Origin of the sequence: Luteibacter sp., from assembly GCF_036500425.1 — a bacterium.
Lineage (GTDB): Bacteria > Pseudomonadota > Gammaproteobacteria > Xanthomonadales > Rhodanobacteraceae > Luteibacter.
On the sequence record NZ_DASYCB010000074.1, the window covers coordinates 108,595 to 125,304 of the forward strand.

Annotated in this window: 14 protein-coding genes; 1 reads left to right on the plus strand and 13 read right to left on the minus strand. The window is 63.6% G+C overall.

Features of this window, described 5'->3' with window-relative positions; translation table 11 throughout:
* The first annotated feature begins 812 nt into the window (after window positions 1-812).
* On the plus strand, window positions 813-1,136 hold the full coding sequence (locus tag VGN46_RS18195) for an H-NS histone family protein (protein ID WP_331645825.1): 324 nt from the start codon (window positions 813-815) through the stop codon (window positions 1,134-1,136).
* 127 nt (window positions 1,137-1,263) lie between these two features.
* Here VGN46_RS18195 and VGN46_RS18200 read toward each other — a convergent pair whose 3' ends face one another.
* From VGN46_RS18200 to VGN46_RS18260, 13 genes are read right to left on the minus strand one after another with little or no spacing between them, the layout of a single operon-like run.
* The gene (locus tag VGN46_RS18200; protein WP_331645827.1) at window positions 1,264-2,550 is read right to left on the minus strand and encodes a threonine/serine ThrE exporter family protein; all 1,287 of its coding nucleotides are present in this window, start codon (window positions 2,548-2,550) and stop codon (window positions 1,264-1,266) included.
* Entirely contained in the window at window positions 2,540-2,977 is a 438-nt protein-coding gene (locus VGN46_RS18205; RefSeq protein ID WP_331645829.1) for an NfeD family protein, read from the minus strand. The genes VGN46_RS18200 and VGN46_RS18205 overlap by 11 nt, the downstream gene beginning before the upstream one ends.
* A gap of 21 nt (window positions 2,978-2,998) precedes the next feature.
* Window positions 2,999-3,970, minus strand: a complete 972-nt coding sequence (locus VGN46_RS18210; protein ID WP_331645832.1) for an SPFH domain-containing protein — start codon at window positions 3,968-3,970, stop codon at window positions 2,999-3,001.
* Between the two features lie 51 nt (window positions 3,971-4,021).
* Window positions 4,022-5,413, minus strand: coding sequence for a sensor histidine kinase (locus VGN46_RS18215; protein WP_331645834.1), 1,392 nt, complete (start codon window positions 5,411-5,413; stop codon window positions 4,022-4,024).
* Window positions 5,414-5,426: 13 nt separating this feature from the next.
* Window positions 5,427-6,761, minus strand: coding sequence for a sigma-54 dependent transcriptional regulator (locus VGN46_RS18220; RefSeq protein WP_331645836.1), 1,335 nt, complete (start codon window positions 6,759-6,761; stop codon window positions 5,427-5,429).
* Window positions 6,762-6,821: 60 nt separating this feature from the next.
* Window positions 6,822-8,036 carry an ABC transporter permease gene (locus tag VGN46_RS18225; RefSeq protein WP_331645838.1) on the minus strand — a complete coding sequence of 405 codons (1,215 nt, stop codon included), beginning with the start codon at window positions 8,034-8,036 and terminating at the stop codon, window positions 6,822-6,824.
* Window position 8,037: 1 nt separating this feature from the next.
* Window positions 8,038-9,348 carry an ABC transporter permease gene (locus tag VGN46_RS18230; RefSeq protein ID WP_331645839.1) on the minus strand — a complete coding sequence of 437 codons (1,311 nt, stop codon included), beginning with the start codon at window positions 9,346-9,348 and terminating at the stop codon, window positions 8,038-8,040.
* Window positions 9,338-10,558, minus strand: coding sequence for an ABC transporter permease (locus tag VGN46_RS18235; RefSeq protein ID WP_331645841.1), 1,221 nt, complete (start codon window positions 10,556-10,558; stop codon window positions 9,338-9,340). Before VGN46_RS18235 ends, VGN46_RS18230 begins: the two co-directional genes overlap by 11 nt.
* The gene (locus tag VGN46_RS18240; RefSeq protein ID WP_331645842.1) at window positions 10,558-11,868 is read right to left on the minus strand and encodes an ABC transporter permease; all 1,311 of its coding nucleotides are present in this window, start codon (window positions 11,866-11,868) and stop codon (window positions 10,558-10,560) included. The genes VGN46_RS18235 and VGN46_RS18240 overlap by 1 nt, the downstream gene beginning before the upstream one ends.
* 21 nt (window positions 11,869-11,889) lie before the next feature.
* The gene (locus VGN46_RS18245; protein WP_331645844.1) at window positions 11,890-13,110 is read right to left on the minus strand and encodes an ABC transporter permease; all 1,221 of its coding nucleotides are present in this window, start codon (window positions 13,108-13,110) and stop codon (window positions 11,890-11,892) included.
* A 12-nt stretch (window positions 13,111-13,122) separates the two neighbouring features.
* Window positions 13,123-14,433, minus strand: a complete 1,311-nt coding sequence (locus VGN46_RS18250; RefSeq protein ID WP_331645846.1) for an ABC transporter permease — start codon at window positions 14,431-14,433, stop codon at window positions 13,123-13,125.
* Window positions 14,434-14,462: 29 nt separating this feature from the next.
* Window positions 14,463-15,179 (minus strand): ABC transporter ATP-binding protein, encoded by a 717-nt coding sequence (locus VGN46_RS18255; protein WP_331645848.1) that lies wholly within the window; start codon window positions 15,177-15,179, stop codon window positions 14,463-14,465.
* 32 nt (window positions 15,180-15,211) lie between these two features.
* On the minus strand, window positions 15,212-16,483 hold the full coding sequence (locus VGN46_RS18260; protein ID WP_331645850.1) for an efflux RND transporter periplasmic adaptor subunit: 1,272 nt from the start codon (window positions 16,481-16,483) through the stop codon (window positions 15,212-15,214).
* Window positions 16,484-16,710 lie beyond the last annotated feature (227 nt).

Here is a 16,710-nt window from a genome sequence, read left to right on the forward strand (position 1 = left end):
CCCTCCGCTCATGTCGGCCCCACGGGCCTGCCCACCCGACAACCAGCCATGAGGTTCGTGACCCAAGAGCCTGCGCGTTCAGCGGCTCGCCTGTAGGAGCGCGCTTGCGCGCGATCGACCCACGGAGCGGTGATGCGGTAAACCATCGTGCTCCCCGAGCGTATTCGGTGTGCCGTGGCAATGACCTTATCCACAACCACCAGGAACGACTTCAACGCGAACGTTCCGGTCTCTATGGCGTGTGCCCTGGCGCATGGTCGCTGCATGCGACACGGCATCAGCGCTTCGTCGGCTGATCGCGCGCAAGCGCGCTCCTACAGGGAGCCAGGCTGCGGCATACCGGCTTGTGCGACACGCAACGGGGCGTGTGGACTCGGGGACGGGCAGGCCCTTGGGGCCGACATGAGCGGAGGGCCGCCGGGCGTAACCCGTGACACGACAACGGATCTACGGCCCGGTCCGAAGGTCCGCGACTGGCGGCCCCGAGGGCCTGACCGTCCCCGACGCCGATAGACCCCCAGCCGAAGGCGGCGCAAGCCGCTCAACCCCATGCATTCGCGTTAGCGAATGAACCGATTCGACCGCGCGAACCCTAACGGCGACCGAAAACCCGACCTTACGGCCTCGTCCTCGGCTTGCTTTAGGAAAAGTCTCACGATTAATGACGGGGATTACCTCATTCTCTTGTAGGGTTTCCCTGATATTAGATAAAAGATAATCAAACCGCTCCCCTAATCCATTTCATTGCGCCACAATAACCGCCAATGGCCATTACCTAATGGCCTGTCAATACCACTACTCGGGAGGTTGCCATGGCCGTTGATATCAAAAACCTAAGCCACACCCAGCTCACAGAGCTGATCGCCAAGGCCCAGTCCCGTCAGGGCGAGCTTCAGAAAGAAAAAGTCACCCGGCTGCGCGAGACGATCAGCGAGCTGATCAAGGCCGAAGGCCTCACCTTTGATGACGTATTTGGGAAGAGCGCACCCAAATCCCGCCGCGCTGGCGCGGCTGTCGCCGCCAAGTATCGTAACCCCACGGACCCGGAACAGACCTGGTCGGGTCGTGGCAAGCGTCCGCGCTGGTTTAACGATGCGCTCAAGGCGGGTACGAAAGAGAGCGACATGCTGGCCTGAAGACAGGCGGTTTGGAATAAATAAGGCCCCGCTAATGCGGGGCCTTATGTTTTTGTGGGGACGTATTTTCGCCGGAGGTGGGGTGCGGCGAGTGCCGATCGCGCGCAAGCGCGCTCCTACATGGGATCTAGAGGGAGCGGCGGGGGGCTACGATCAGGTCGCCGAATAACAGGCCTGCGACCAGTGAGACCAGCAGGGTCACGCCTAGCAGGCCGGTATCCATGCCTAGCGAGGTGTCATGGTCGAGCAAGTAGGAGACGCTGCGGAAACTGACCGAGCCGGGTACGAGCAGGATGATACCGGGCTCGCGCACGACGGCGCCGGGCTGTTGCGCGAACCTCGCATAGACGTTGCTGAGCGAACCCAGAAGCACACCGCCGATGAACACGCCAAACGGCGCACCCGGTATGGAGCCCGAGATCTGGCCACCCCAGCGTGTGGCCAGGTAGCCGAGCACCACGGCGCCCATCACCACCAGCCAGTCGCGGACCGCCGCGCGGAACAGGATCGCGAACGAAAAGGCACCGAGTATCAGGAACGGCCAGTCAGCCCATGAGGGCAACGGCGGCAGTGCGTAGTCATGCGGCGCGATACCAAGCGCCTCACACAACTGCGTTGCAGCGACGGTACCGAACGTCAGTTTCAACAGCGTCGCCACCGCCCCACCCATGCGAGCCACACCCGCCACGAGATGCTGGCTGGAAATCTCACGCACGGCCGTAGTGAGCGCCATACCCGGCAGCAACACGATCAGGCTGCCCAGGATCACGGACTTGAGCGCCAGCGGCACAATGTACGCCGCCACGACCGTGGCGATGATCGTGGCTACCATCGCACTGATCGCCTCACTGGCGGCCGCGAGACGCGGGCGGGTGCCTGAAGCGACGGTGATGCAACCGATGACCACACCGATGATGCCGGCGGTCACCAGATCGGGCCAGGCGCTATGCAGCAGCAGGGCCACGACGCTGGCCGCGCAAAGGCCATAGCTGGCGATAACGCCCAGTTCGGCGCGAAACGTCTCTGGCGCACCCAGCTTGCGCAGCAAATGGAAGCCTTCGCGTAACTCCATCTGGCCATCGATCACGGCATCGGCGATACGATCAGCCTCGACCAGACGCGCCAGGTTCACATCACCAGGCGGCAGGCGCATCACCTGGGTCACCTGGGCCACGCCATCCTCACCCTGCCCCAGGTCGGCAAACGACACGATGATCGCCGTGGGACTGGACCACACCTCGGCCGATAACCCAACCCGTTGTGCGGATCGCGCTATCGCCGTTTCGAGACGCGGCGCCGTGGTGCCGTACTGGTGCAGCCGCCGCGCCAGTTCGGAGAGGAAAGCGATACGGGTGTTGATCGCCGTGGTGGCGAAACTCACCGGTACCGCGAGCGGCGCGGCCTCAGCCAACATCCACCGCCTTGACAAGCAAGGTGGTGCCGTCGATGCCGGTAACCTCGACCGTGGCACCCACCGGCAGGTCCGGGCCATTCACCAGCCACATGCCGTCGCCGACCTTCGCCTTGCCGCGGCCGTTGACGATGGCGTCGCACAGGGTGAAACGCTGCCCGATGAGTTGTTCACCACGGCGGTTCAGCCGTTCATTACCCGAGGGCACCCGTGCGAGCCGCGGACGGACAAACTTCCAGTAGGCAAAGCACGACACAAACGTGAACACGGCAAACAGCACGGCCTGCATCAGCGGACCCATGTCCGGCACCGCGAACAACACGATGCCCATGGCCGCGGCGGCGATACCGATCCACAGCATGAAATAGCCGGGCATGATCACTTCGCCGCCAATGAGCAGCAACGCGACGATCCACCAGATGTAATGCATGGCGACGTCCCCCATGGTGGCTTAGCGCGCCAGCGGCGGCGTGCGCGGCGGCTGCGGGCCGCCAACCTGCGGAGCCTGCACGCGCTGGCTGGCGAGTGAATCCTTAGTCAGTTCAGCGATACCGGCCAGCGAGCCAAGGATGCCCACGGACTCCATCGGCAATAGCAAGGTCTTCTGGTTCGGGCTCTTGGCCATCTCGACCAGGGCTTCGACGTACTTGGTCGCGACGAAGTAATTCAGCGCGTTGACGTCACCGCCCGCGATGGCTTCCGAGACCATGGTGGTCGCCTTGGCTTCTGCTTCGGCGAGACGCTCGCGAGCTTCGGCTTCACGGAACGCCGCTTCCTTCTTGCCCTCGGCCTCGAGGATGGCCGACTGCTTTTCGCCATCGGCCTTGAGGATCGCTGCCTGACGGAAACCCTCCGCGTCGAGGATGTTGGCGCGCTTTTCGCGCTCCGCCTTCATCTGCCGCGCCATGGCATCCACCAGGTCGCGCGGAGGCGAAATATCCTTGATCTCGATGCGGGTGACCTTGACCCCCCACGGGTGGGTCGCTTCATCGATCACCGTGAGCAGCTTGGCATTGATGGCATCACGCTGGCTCAGGCTCTCGTCGAGGTCCATGGAGCCAAGCACCGTACGAATGTTGGTCATGATGAGTGCCAGCGCCGCGATTTCGAGGTTGGCGACCTCGTAGGCAGCCTTCGCCGCATCCAGCACCTGGTAGAACACCACGCCGTCGACGCGGACCACGGCGTTGTCCTTGGTGATCACATCCTGCGAGGGAACATCGAGCACCTGTTCCATCATGTTCATCTTGCGGCCGATGTTGTAGACGAACGGAATGAGGAAATGCAGGCCAGGCGTGAGCGTGCCCGTGTACTTGCCGAACATTTCGACGGTCCATTCGTAGCCCTGCGGCACGATGCGGATCAGCTTGGCGAGAACGATGACCGCGACGACGATCACGACCAGTGCGACGATGCTTCCCATGGTGCCTAACTCCCTGCGGCTTGAATTCACCGGGAGTATAGGCGAAGCGAATCAGTGCGGGCCGGCCGGCAGCACCAGGGTCACGCGGAGCCCGCCGCCCTCGCGGTTGGCCAGGGCGATGCGGCCGCCATGCGCCTCCGAAATTTCGCGGGCCAATGCCAGGCCGAGGCCCGTACCCGAGCGTTTGGTCGAGTAGAACGGCAACAATGCCTGAGCCAGTACGGTCTCGCTCATGCCGGGCCCGCGATCGGAGACGTCGATCAGGCAATCGCGGCCGACCACGTGGACGCCTACCGAGACCTCGTCCTCGTCCCCGCCGGCTTCGTGGGCATTCTTGATCAGGTTGATCAGCACCTGCTCGATCTGGGTAGGATCGAACCAGCCCGGTTGCTTGGGTGGGGGTGCGCTGAGCTGGAAGCGGGCATGCAGCCCCAGAGCCTCCAGGAACGGCTCCCACGCCACCTCACGTGATTGCGGCGCGGGCAGCTTGGCGAAACTGGCGTAGCCAGAAATGAAGCCGTGCAGGTGCTTGGCGCGATCGCCAATGGACGCAAACACCCCCGGTAGCCGGGCGAGGTCGCCGCGACGGGCCAGCTCAGCTCCGGAATGAGACAGTGAGGAGATCGGCGCCAGCGAGTTGTTGAGCTCGTGGCTGATCACGCGGATAACGCGCTTCCACGTATGTACTTCCTGGCGCGAGAGTTCGCGGGTCATGCGCCGGTACAACTGCAAGCGGTGCGGCCGGCCCTGCAGGCGGAACCCACGCTGCGAAAGATGGAAGGTCTCCTCGCTGCCCTCCATCTCCACGGTAAACAGCGCATCCTCGCCCGCTGCCGCCGCCGCGCGCAGGTTCTCCGGCATGGCATCCAGCACGGTCGCGAAATCCAGGCCGGCGAGCGCACGCCCCTCGTTGAACAGGTGCCGCGCGGCGATATTGGCGTAAGTCACCTTGCCCGACGCATCCGTGAGTACAAGGGCGACAGGCGTGTTCTGCACCACCGTGTCGAGCAACAACTCGCGCTGGGCCAGGTTCTGGCGCTGCTCTCGCAGAATGGTTCCCAACTGGTTGTGCATGCGGATCAGGTCACCCAGCTCGTCCATGCGGTCGGTGCCGATGGACATGCTGTAGTCGCCATCGCGGTAGCTGGCCACGGCACTTTCCAGCGCGCGCATGAGCCGGCGGATCGGCTCGACCAGCACGTGGGCCATCCAGGCGGAAAGCGGCACGAGTAGAAGAAGGCAGATGATCAGGGCCGTGCGAGTATCGACGGGCTCCGACGGCCTGGGCACCACCGCATGGCCGGGGTTTTTCGATAGCTCGTCCAGCCAGGCCACCGCCTGCGGGAACGGCCAGATGGCCACGCCCGCGAAGACGAGCGCGCCCACGATCGCCGACATGCCGACGACGATGGCCATCCGACCTTCCAGCGAGAAGCGCTTCATGGCTGCGAACGTATCAAACCGCCAGCCCGTAGCGCTCCATCCGCCGATACAGCGCCTGGCGTGAGAGGCCCAGGTTACTGGCGGCGCGGCTGATCACACCGCCGGCCGTGGCTAATGCCGCCTCCACCGATTCACGGCTAGGCTCATCGAGGTTGCGGTTGGTGGCCGCCGCAGGCATCGGCAGGTTCAGGTGCGAGGGCTCGATCCGGCTGCCACCCGCAAGCAGGGCCGCACGGGCCATGGCGTTCTTCAGTTCGCGCACGTTGCCGGGCCACGCATGCGCCAGCAGCGCTTCGCGCGCGTCTTCACTGAGTTCCGCCTTGCCATCCAGGAAGAATTCGGCCAGCGGAAGAATATCGTCGCAACGTTCGGACAGCGGCGGCAGGTTCACGTCGATGACGTTGAGCCGGTAGTACAGGTCTTCACGGAAGGTACCTGCCGCGATCATGGCTTTCAGGTCGGCATTCGTAGCGCTGATGACGCGGACCTTCGCCTGGCGGGTGCGGCCCGAACCAAGGCGTTCGAACTGGCCGGTTTCCAGCACGCGAAGCAGCTTCATCTGGCCGGGCAGCGGCAGGTTGCCGATCTCGTCGAGGAACAGGGTACCGCCATCGGCAAGCTCGAAACGGCCTTCACGCGCCTTGTTGGCACCGGTGTATGCCCCCGCATCCGCGCCGAACAGCTCCGCCTCGATGAGCTCGCCCGGTAGCGCGCCGCAATTCACCGCCACGAACGGGCCACGGCGCACCGGGGAATTCGCATGGACGATCGCCGCGATGCGCTCCTTACCGGCGCCATTGGGACCGGTGATGAGCACCGGCACGTCGGAGCGCGCTACCTGGCAGGCCAGCTCCACCGTGCGGCTCATGGCTTCGGAGGCAAAGACCAGGCCGTCGAGGTCGTATTTGCTCTCGAGTGTCTCGCGGCGGCGGCGCCGCTCGTTACGTGCACGCGTGACCTCGCGCGTGGTTTCCGAAAGCTCGAGCAGGTTTTCTACCGTGGCGAGCAGCTTGACGTCGTCCCAGGGCTTGGCGAGATAGTCGGCCGCACCGGCTTTCACCAGCTCCACGGCCGCCTCGAGGTGAGTCCACGCGGTGAGCAGGATGACCGGGAGATCGGTATGTCGCCCGCGGATCGCCTTGAACAGCGTCGCGCCCTCCTCCCCGGAGGTCGTATCGGCGGTGAAGTTCATGTCCTGGATCACGACGTCGACGCGTTCCCGGGCCAACGTGGCGAGGCCCTCTTCGGGTGTCAGCGCGACGAGCGGCCGGATATCACGCAGGCTGAGCGCGAGCGAAAGCGCCTCGCCCACGGCGGGGTTGTCGTCAATGATCAGTACGCAGCGCATCTTGTCCCTTTGCATGCCGTCATGGATGCGTCTCCCCCGGAAAAGGTTGCAATGCCCATTCTAGCCACGTGTCGCCTCCACGGGCGAGACCGACGCGGCGCGCAGGGCGGGCGCCAGTACGGCGACCTGGCCGAGGAGCCAGAGCGTCACCGCCGCTGCGGGGAGGTAACCCCATGGGAGCCGTGGGATTTCGTAGTTCACCATGAGCACGATATTCATAGCATAGGCCAAGACCACGCCGAGCCCGATACCCATACTGGCCAGCAGGAAATTTTCGGTCTGGAAGTAGCGCAGTACGTCGCCGCGCGTCGCACCCAATGCACGACGCACCCCGATCTGGCGGCGGCGCTGGGCGACCCAGAAGCTGGCGAGGCCCACGATGCCAAGGGCAGTCACGGCGAGCAGCACCACGCAAGCACCCACGAGCATGGCGGCCAGCGAGCGATCCGCCGCGAAGAACTGCGAGCGGTACTCCGCGAAGGTCATCTTGTCCGAGACGACGCGGCGCGGATCCACCTTGCGCAACGCGGTGGCCGCCGCCTCCAGAACCCTGCCCCCCTGACCCGGCGCCACGCGGATAGCGAAGCCTGCGCCGTAGCTGGGGAACGTACGCCACGGCGTGAGTATGGCCTCGCCAATGTTCTGCCGGCTCCCCGAGGCACGCGCAAGCCAGTCGACCACGCCGACGATGCGGAACACCTGGTCACCCAGGAAGATCACCTGACCCACGGCGTCCTTGCCCGGAAACAAACGCTGCGCGATGGGCGCCGTCACCACGACCACATGACCCGAAGAAGCGCGTTTCGTCTGCTCATCGTCGATCCACGCATACTCATCAGGGCGGATCCATCGCCCCGTCTTGAGATGGGCGCCGAACAGCTCGCCGAGCCCTTCGCCGTAGTACAAGGCCACCTGCATCAGCGGCTGCTTCATGCTCGGATCGAGGCGCAGGCTACTGCTCCACGACATGTCACCGAACGGCACGGAATTGGTCACCGTGACGCCCTCGACGCCAGGCAGTCCACGCAAGGCCGCCAGATCCGCTTCGGTACGTGCATGGATATCCACGTTCCTCGGTGGCGCAGCAACCTTGATGAGGACAACGCGATCTTCATCGATGCCGCTGGGCGTGTTCACCCAGTGCAAGCGCTCGTTGATCAGGAACACGGCATTGCAGACGATCGCGCAGGTAAAGGCGATCTGCAGCACCAGCAGCACCGAGGTCACCCGGTGGCGGCGCAGTGCGGCGAGGATGGGAGCGATATCCAGGCGCATCTCACTGGCTCTTCAGGTGGAGGCCCGGCGGGACCTGGCAGGCACGCCATGCGGGGAAGAGCCCCGCCAGCATCGCCGCCACGACCGAGAGCACGAAGGTGATACCGAGCATCGGGAGGTCGAGGTGGGCGAGCTGCGCACTTCGATCGGGATTGATGCGCACCAGCGCGAGACCGACCACGGCGAAACCGAGGCCGATCACCCCGCCGGCGAATCCGATGATCCCGGCCTCGAAGAGCAGCTGCGCGAAGATGGCCCGGCGCGACGCACCGAGTGCCCGGCGCACGCCTAGTTCCCCGGCACGGCGCAGGAACTTCGCCAACATCAGGCCGACGGTATTCAAAAGGCAGACGAAGAAGAAGCCGCTCGCGAGCCAGAACTGCAGGCGAACATCACTGGGCACGACATGTCTTTCATCGAGGAACGCCTGGACGCCGGTAAGCGCCGTGGGCAGGTTCCGTTCAAAGCGTCCGGCTGCGTGCTGCTCACGCGCATAGCCCTCGAGGAACGTGGCATATGCCTGCTTTGCCTGCGCATTATCCAGCTGCACCCAGAACTGTAGCCACGTGCAGGTTGACCGTTCCATGTCGCTCTCTTCGGTGCTGCCAGCGCCCCAGCACTCGACACCGCCTGTGCGTGGCAACTCGGTATCCCGGGACGCCGTCAACGGCACGTAGATATCTTCCGCCTTGGCATATTCGCCCGAGTAGATATCGTAGAAATGCGGCACCGGGCGCCACGGCTTAAGGACGCCGATGATGCGGAAGCTCGCATCGTTGACGTGGAGCACCCGGCCGACGCTGTTGGCACCGTCGAAAAGTCGCGCATTCAGCGCATCGCTGATCACGGCGACACGCGCACGGCCTTCGTCCTCCGCATCCGACCAGCCCTGGCCAAACGCGAACGGCGTGCCGAACATGGGAAAGAAATCGGCCGTGGTAAACCGTCCCGAGGTGATGAAGGCCTCCATGCCCGGATCGTCGGGGCGAATCGTCGCCGACCCGCCCACCATGAGTGCCTGGTGAGTGGCGCGGCGTGCGTGCAGGAGCGCCATGCCGTCGGTCCAGGTCACCTGTACAGGCGGGGTCGTTTCCTCGCCCGTATCCGCCGCACGCGGGTCCAGTCGCGGCATGTAGATACTGCCGCTCCGTCCCGGCAGCGGATCACCGGTGAGGACGTGAAGCGCCGTCAACGTGGTCATACACGCACCGATACCCAGGGCGACAGCCAGGATCATCAACGCCGTTAGCACGGGATTGCGGCGCAAGCTACGCACGGCCATTTCAAGGTAGTAACCGAACTCAGTTCCCACGCGTCGCCTCGACCGGCGGAACGCGCGACGCGCGATGCGCTGGGGCGTATACCGCCGCCTGACCAAGAAGCCACAGCACCACGGCGCCCAACGGCAGGTAGGTCACCGGCAGGCGCGGTAGCTCATAGCGCACCATCAGCACGATATTGATGCCGTACGCCAGTACCATCCCCAATGCGATGCCCATGGTCGCGAGCAGGAAATTCTCCGTCTGGAAGTAGCGCAGCACATCGCCACGCGTAGCGCCCAGCGCACGACGCACGCCAATCTGGCGGCGGCGCTGGGAAACCCAGAAGCTGGCGAGACCGACGATACCGAGTGCCGTGACGATCAGTAGCGCGATACATACGCCGACCAGCAGGTGGGTCATGGCGCGATCGCTGGCGAAGAACGCGTCGCGAACCTCGCTGAAGTGACGCTTGCTCAGGATGACACGGTTCGGATCAAGCTCGCGCAACTTCGTCACCGCCGCTTTGATCACGCTATCCGACTGCCCGGGCCTGGTATGGAAAATGTACGTCGCGCCAAGCCCTTCCGTCATGCGCACGGGCAAGATGATGCTTCCGTAGGTGGTGCTACGATCAAAAACGCTGGGCCGGACCACATTGCGCGCGACCCCGATGATGCGTAGCGGAATGTCATCGTAATAAAGCGTCTTACCCAGCGCATCGCCCTGGAACAACCGGTCCGCGACAAACTCCGTGACGATGGCGACATGCGGGATGACCGCATCCTTACGCCCAAGGGTCACGTCGTCCAGCCAGGCGTATTCATCGGCACGGAAGTCACGCCCCGCTACGAGCCCGCTACCGAGCGTTTTCAGCAAGTCCTCACCGTAGTAATTGGTCACGTGCATCGCGGGGGAAGCAACATTCGGATCGAGCTTGATACCCGAGTTCCACGATTCCATGCCCAGCGGTATCTGGTTGCTAAGCGTCACATGGTCGACGCCGGGAATCGTACGCAGGGCCGCAAGGGTCTCCTTGACGCGCCCATGCATATCCGGCGTCTCACCGATATTCACCGGGCGTACGTCCACCACATTGGCCTCGTCGACACCCGAACTGATGTTCATCCAGTCGAGGCGCTGGCGCACGAGGAACACGGCGTTGCAGACGATCGCGCAGGTCAGCGCGATCTCCAGCACGAGCAGGACCGCGGTCACCTTGTGCCGGTGCAGGGTCGATAAGATGGGTCGGATATCTAGCATCACTGACTCTTCAGCTGCAGGGCGGGAGTGATCTGGCAGGCACGCCAGGCAGGCAGCAAACCCGCCACAACGGTGGCACCGATCGCCATGCCGAATGTGCCGGCGAGCATGGACATGTCGAGGTGAGCCAGCGAGGCGTACTGGTCGGGCTGCTGCCGCACCATCCAAAGGCCGAACAACGCAAGCAGCAGGCCAGCGACACCGCCTGCAAGGCCGACGATGCCTGCCTCGGTGACAAGCTGTGCGAAGACGGCGCGACGCGAAGCCCCCAGTGCACGACGCACGCCCACCTCGGAAGAACGGCGCATGAACTTGGCCAGCATGAGGCCCACGGTGTTCACCAGGCAAACAACGAAGAAACCGAGCGCGAGCCATACCTGGAGATGCACATCGCTGGGCACGACCTTCTGGAAATCGAGCCACTCTACGACGTTGCGCAGGCGAACGTTCGCTGGCATATGAAAACTTCCCGCAGCCAGCTGGTCTTCGGAATAGTGGATTAGAAAGGCCTTGTAGTCAGCCACCCGGGCTGGATCATCGATCTCCACCCATAGCTGCAACCACGTGCAATTCGAGGTTTCCAGCGTCGACTCCTCCACATTGGCACCCACGCCCCAGCAATCGCGGGAGCCCGCGCGCGGCCCGTGAATGTCCCGGGCCGTACCAAGCGGCATGTACACGTCCTCGCTCTCGGCATAGTTGCCACTATTGAGGTCATAAAAATGCGGATGCGGACGCCAGGGCTCGGCAACGCCGACAACGCGCAGGTCGGCGCCATTGAAACGCACGGTCCGGCCGGTGCTGTCCTCGCCGTGGAACAGCTTTTCGTTGAGCGAGCTGCTGATGACCGCGATACGCTCGCGGCGCTCGTCCTCGGTCGCCGACCAGCCATGGCCGTACTTCAGCGGCACATCGAACATCGCGAAGAAGTCCGCGGTCGTATACCTTGCGTGGACGAAGAAAGGATCCTGCGACGCATTCGCCGGCTGTACCGGGGCCATGCCGCCGGTCATCAGTGCCTGGCGGTCGGCGCGGTGTGCCTTCAGCAACGCCATGCCATCGCGCCAGGAGACCTGTTCCGGCGGCTCTCCCTTGGAGTAGAAGCCATTGTCCTTGTCGCGCGGTTCTACCTGCGGCGTGAACAGCTTGTGGCTCTTCGCCGGAATCGGGTCGCCCGACACCACGTGCAGGACGGTAAGCGTGGTCATGCAGGCACCAATGCCCATCGCTACCGCCAGCACCATGAGTGCCGTGAGGGCCTTGCTTCGCTTCAGGCTACGCAAGGCCAGCTCGAGGTAATAACCAAACATCACAACTCCCAGGTGACTGGATCAGACGCTGCGCGTTGCTTCGACCGGCGAGACCTTCGACGCACGCAAGGCCGGGGCGAATACCGCCGCCTGCCCGAGTACGAGCAGCAGGATGACGCCTACGCCAACATACGTCGGGGAGACACGCGGCATCTCGAAGTACTTCAACATCCACTGGCTGAGCCCCAGGGCCAGGATGGTACCGACGATGACGCCGCCGAGCGCGATCAGGAAGTTCTCGGTCATGAAGTAACTGAGGATGTCCGACCGACGGGCGCCCAGCGCGCGGCGCACGCCAATCTGTTTGCGGCGCTGGCCTACCCAAAAGCTAGACAGGCCCACGATGCCCGCTGCCGTGATCGCCAGTAGCACGGCGCATACCACCGTCATCAGGATAGCCATGCCATGGTCAGCCTCGTAAGCATTGGCGCGTACGGTGTCAAAGGTTCGCACGCCGTACTTTTCGGGCAACACACGCATGCGGCTTACCTTGTAGAGCGCCGGTGGGATCGCCTTGAACACTGCATCCTGCTGGCCAGGCTTGGTCCGGACGATGAAATGCTGGTACCCACTATCGAACCGTATGGGCATCAGGGTCACGTTATCCATGTGGTCGTACTCGACCCAGGGAACGGTAAGCTTCTCGACGATGCCGATCACCGTGGATGGCTTGTTCTTGGCGTAGTAAAGCGTCTTGCCCAGTGCATCACCCTTGGGGAACAGCTTGTCGGCAATCGCCTTGGTGATGATGACCTGCGCCGGCGCGGGCGTGCTTTGCGCGGGCAGGTTCACCACTTCGGACGGCGTAAAGTTACGCCCGGCGATGAGCTTCACGCCCAGGGTTTTAAGCGCCTGTTCGTCGACGAAATACAGCGCGCTCGGCAAGCTATCCTTGGTCTTCGTCGGATCGATCTGTATGCCGGTCGACCAGCCACCGCGGCGCAGGGGATACGCATTGGTAACGTAAGCCGCATCCACCCCGGGGATGTTACGCAGCGCCGCCACGTCCGTCTGTACGAGCGGGATGAAGGTGTCCGGCTTGCCGACGTAGCGGTTCTGCACGGTGATGACGTTACTTTCATCCATGCCGGTCTGGCGGTTCGCGCGCTCGACGCGCTGGTGCACGATGAACAGCGCGTTGCACACGATGGCCAGTGTCAGCGCGATCTGCAGCGCGATGAGGATGGTACCGGCCTTGTGCTGGCGCAGTGCGGAGAGGATCGGTTTGATCTGGAGGTTCATGCCAGCGTGCCCTTAGTTGGACTTCAGCTGCCACGCCGGCTGCACCTGAGCGGCGCGCCACGTGGGATAAAAGGCGGCGATCACCGTGGCCGCAATCGATGTCAGCAGCGTCAGGAGGATCAGTGTGGGGTCGAGCGTGGCGAGGTGGGCGATATCCGACGGAAACACCAGCGAGGTGCCCAACATGCCCAGCCCGGTCAATATCAGCCCAAGCACCCCGCCTGCGATACCGACGGCGCCGGCCTCGATCAGGAACTGGGCATAGATGGTGGCTCGCGAGGCACCCAGGGCGCGGCGCACGCCGATTTCCTGTGAGCGGCGCATGAATTTCGCCAGGAGCAGGCCAATCGTATTCACCAGGCAGATCGCGAGGAAGCCCAGCGATACGACCAGCGAAATGGTCGATTCCTTGGGCACGACCTTCTGCACATCCAGCCAGTCAGTCACGTTGCGCACCTTCACATTCGGCGCCCAGCTCCAGCGACCTGCGCGCTGCTGTTCAGCGGCGTAGCCGTTGAGGTAGTTGCGATACGCGTCGACCTCACCCTGGGTATCCAGCTGGGTCCAGAGGGCGAGCCATACGCATTCCGAACGCAGGTAACCATCCCAGCCCTGCTCCGGCTCCTTCACGCAGTTGTTGTTGCCGTTGGTAGACAACTGCAGGTCGATCGCACGGTTGAACGGCATGTACACCGACGCACCTTCGTCGACGAAGCCCCCCGTATTGGGGGCGTCGAAGAACAGCGGTTGCGGCGCCCAGTTGTCCATCACGCCCACGATGGTGAAGAGGCGGCCATCGAGGTTGATCTGCTTGCCGACGCTCTGGCCGCCATTGAAGACCTTGTCGTTGAGGTCCTTGGTAATGACCACCACGCTTGCATGCTTCTCGTCGTCATCGCGTGTCCACGCGCGCCCCTGGATGAACGGCATGTCGAACATACCGAACATATCGGCGCCGTTCGCATACGCTGTCTGGCGCATCGGCAGGCGTGACGGGTCATCCGGGATCACTGACACGTTCACCGGATAGACGATCGCCTGGTGCGGAGCCTTGTGGGCGCGCAGGATCGCCGTGGCATCGGTATAGCTAAGCGCTGCCGGCGGCTCGCCGTTCTCGAGGTTCTCCGGCCCAAACGCATCGACCTGCGTGTTGAACAGCACGCTCGATTTCTGCGGGATCGGATCGCGCGACGTCGCCCGGTAAACCGAGTACGTCGTCATCGACGCGGCCACGCCGAACCCGATGGCCATCACCATCAGGGCGGTGAGCATCGGGTTCTTGCGCAGGCTGCGCATGCCCAACTGGAGGTAATAGGCAAACATAGGTGCCACCTTCGGCGCGGAGCCAGGGATCAGGAACGGACGGTGTGGGCGTGCGCGTTGGCGTGAAAACGCGGCTCTTCGGAGAGATCCACCACCTGGCCGTCGATCACGTGGACATTGCGCTGCGCACGCGCCGCCAGTTCCGGATCGTGGGTGACCATGACGATGGTGGCGCCCTCGCGGTGGATCTCCTCGAGGAGCTCCATGACGCCACGGGCCATCTGCGTATCGAGGTTACCGGTCGGCTCATCGGCCAGGAGCAGGCGCGGTGAACCGGCCAGTGCACGGGCGATAGCGACGCGCTGCTGCTGGCCACCCGAGAGTTCCGCCGGGTAGTGGCGGGCACGTGCGGCCAGGCCGACGCGTTCCAGCGCATCCATGATGCGCTGCTTGCGCTCCGGGCCCTTCATGCCGCGGTAGCGCAGCGGCACTTCCACGTTGTCGTACACGTTCAGGTCGGGGATCAGGTTGAACGCCTGGAAGATGAAGCCGATCTTTTCGTTGCGGATCTTCGAGCGCGCGTTGTCGTTGAGCTGGCTGACTTCGATCCCATCGAGGTGGTACTCGCCGCCGGTAAAGGTCTCAAGCAGGCCGGCGATCGTGAGGAAGGTGGTCTTGCCCGAACCCGAGGGGCCGGTGACCGCGACGAATTCGCCTTCCTTCACGTCGATATTGAAATCGCGCAGTGCGTAGGTCTCGACGACTTCCGTGCGGTAGACCTTGGCGAGATGGTTCATCTTCAACATGGTGGTTGCCTCGTTGGTAAGTGGGTGGGCGGTCAGCGGGCGATGGCGACGTGCTTGGCGTCACCGAAGGTATCGGCACCGGAGATGACGATCTTGTCGCCCTCCTTCAGGCCGTCCAGGATTTCGACCTTGTCGATGCTGCTGGCACCGACGCGGATATCTCGGCGATCTGCCATGCCATCGTTCACGACGTAGGCATAGCGGCCGGCGCTTTCATCGACGAACGAGCCGCGCTGCACGGTGAGCACGTTGTCTCGCTTGTCGAGCAGGATGCGTACGGAAAGGCGCTGGCTCTGGCGCAGCTGCTGCGGCGACTGGCCATCGAAGCGGAGGCGCGCGGCCACTTCGCCATTCACCACTTCCGGGGAGACGGCGCTGACCTTGCCCTTCCATTCCTTGCCGTTACCGGTGATCTCGCCCGGCATACCGATAGCGAGGTCGCGGGCGAAGCTCTCCGGCACCTTCATTTCGACTTCCAGCGCGGTGAGGTCGATAACGCTCACCAGCTGCGCATCCTTCGCCACCGTGGCGCGCTCGGCGATGAAGAGCTGGCCAACCTGGCCGTCGACCGGCGACTTCACGTTGAGGTCGTCGACCTGGCGCTGCAGGTCTTTTACCAACAGCTCCTGACGGTCGTGAGCCAGCTTCTTCGCCTGGATGTCGAAGGTGAGGCTATCGGTGTTGACCTGCAGATCGCTCTGGGCGTGCTTCTGCGTGATCGCCGCCTTCTCGAGTGTGGATTTAGCCTTGTCGACATCGAAGTTGGATACCGCGCCCTTGTCGAAGGCGCCCTGGTAGCGCTTGAGGTCGCGATCGGCGGCGGTCTGGTCGACCGTGGCGTTGTCGTAGGCCTTCTGTAGTTCCGAGCGTGCCTTCTTCGCATCGACCTGCGCGCGGAGGTATTCGGTCTGCATGGCATCAGCGGCAGATTGTTCCTGTGCGAGCTTGTTTGTCAGCTCCGGGCTGGTCACCACCGCGAGGACCTGGCCCTTCTTGACGACATCGCCGGCATGCACCTGCATCACCACCGCGCCACCATAGGGTGCGTACATGGTTGGGCTTACCGCGGCAACCACCTTGCCTTCCGCGGCGATATCGCGAACGAACGGGCCACGGCTCACGGTGCCGAACGAGAGGCGCGATGCGCTGACCGATGAATCGGCCGAGAACATCGTGGCGATCTTCGGAATCGCGAAGCCAAGGGCCACCAGTACCGCCACCGCTCCACCGGCGATGAGCAGCTTGCGATGGCGGTTCGGACCAACCGCGACAAGGCGGTCCTGGGCGGAGGTATCTCGGATCATGTTGGCTTCCCTGAAGAACTTGATGAAGTCTTCAGCAAACCGCGTGCCAACCGTTGAAATGCTTATTTTTCCGTAAGTTATACGACGCCGCCTCGCCATGCTGCGTGTCCGCGGACAGGTGTCCGGACAGTGACCACCGCTCATCCGGCCAGTCCAACGCAGATGCATTTTGTAGGAGCGCGCTTGCGCGCGATGGGGCTTCCCGCAAGCCCCATCGCGCGCAAGCG

What these genes read in the sequence shown, in the direction of transcription:
- VGN46_RS18250 (WP_331645846.1), bottom strand. Translation starts at nt 14,433, where the DNA reads ATGTTTGCCTATTACCTCCAGTTGGGCATGCGCAGCCTGCGCAAGAAC.
- VGN46_RS18210 (WP_331645832.1), bottom strand. Translation starts at nt 3,970, where the DNA reads ATGGGAAGCATCGTCGCACTGGTCGTGATCGTCGTCGCGGTCATCGTT.
- VGN46_RS18260 (WP_331645850.1), bottom strand. Translation starts at nt 16,483, where the DNA reads ATGATCCGAGATACCTCCGCCCAGGACCGCCTTGTCGCGGTTGGTCCG.
- VGN46_RS18215 (WP_331645834.1), bottom strand. Translation starts at nt 5,413, where the DNA reads ATGAAGCGCTTCTCGCTGGAAGGTCGGATGGCCATCGTCGTCGGCATG.
- VGN46_RS18235 (WP_331645841.1), bottom strand. Translation starts at nt 10,558, where the DNA reads ATGCTAGATATCCGACCCATCTTATCGACCCTGCACCGGCACAAGGTG.
- VGN46_RS18205 (WP_331645829.1), bottom strand. Translation starts at nt 2,977, where the DNA reads ATGCATTACATCTGGTGGATCGTCGCGTTGCTGCTCATTGGCGGCGAA.
- VGN46_RS18195 (WP_331645825.1), top strand. Translation starts at nt 813, where the DNA reads ATGGCCGTTGATATCAAAAACCTAAGCCACACCCAGCTCACAGAGCTG.
- VGN46_RS18225 (WP_331645838.1), bottom strand. Translation starts at nt 8,036, where the DNA reads ATGCGCCTGGATATCGCTCCCATCCTCGCCGCACTGCGCCGCCACCGG.
- VGN46_RS18245 (WP_331645844.1), bottom strand. Translation starts at nt 13,110, where the DNA reads ATGAACCTCCAGATCAAACCGATCCTCTCCGCACTGCGCCAGCACAAG.
- VGN46_RS18200 (WP_331645827.1), bottom strand. Translation starts at nt 2,550, where the DNA reads ATGTTGGCTGAGGCCGCGCCGCTCGCGGTACCGGTGAGTTTCGCCACC.
- VGN46_RS18220 (WP_331645836.1), bottom strand. Translation starts at nt 6,761, where the DNA reads ATGCGCTGCGTACTGATCATTGACGACAACCCCGCCGTGGGCGAGGCG.
- VGN46_RS18255 (WP_331645848.1), bottom strand. Translation starts at nt 15,179, where the DNA reads ATGTTGAAGATGAACCATCTCGCCAAGGTCTACCGCACGGAAGTCGTC.
- VGN46_RS18240 (WP_331645842.1), bottom strand. Translation starts at nt 11,868, where the DNA reads ATGTTTGGTTATTACCTCGAGCTGGCCTTGCGTAGCCTGAAGCGAAGC.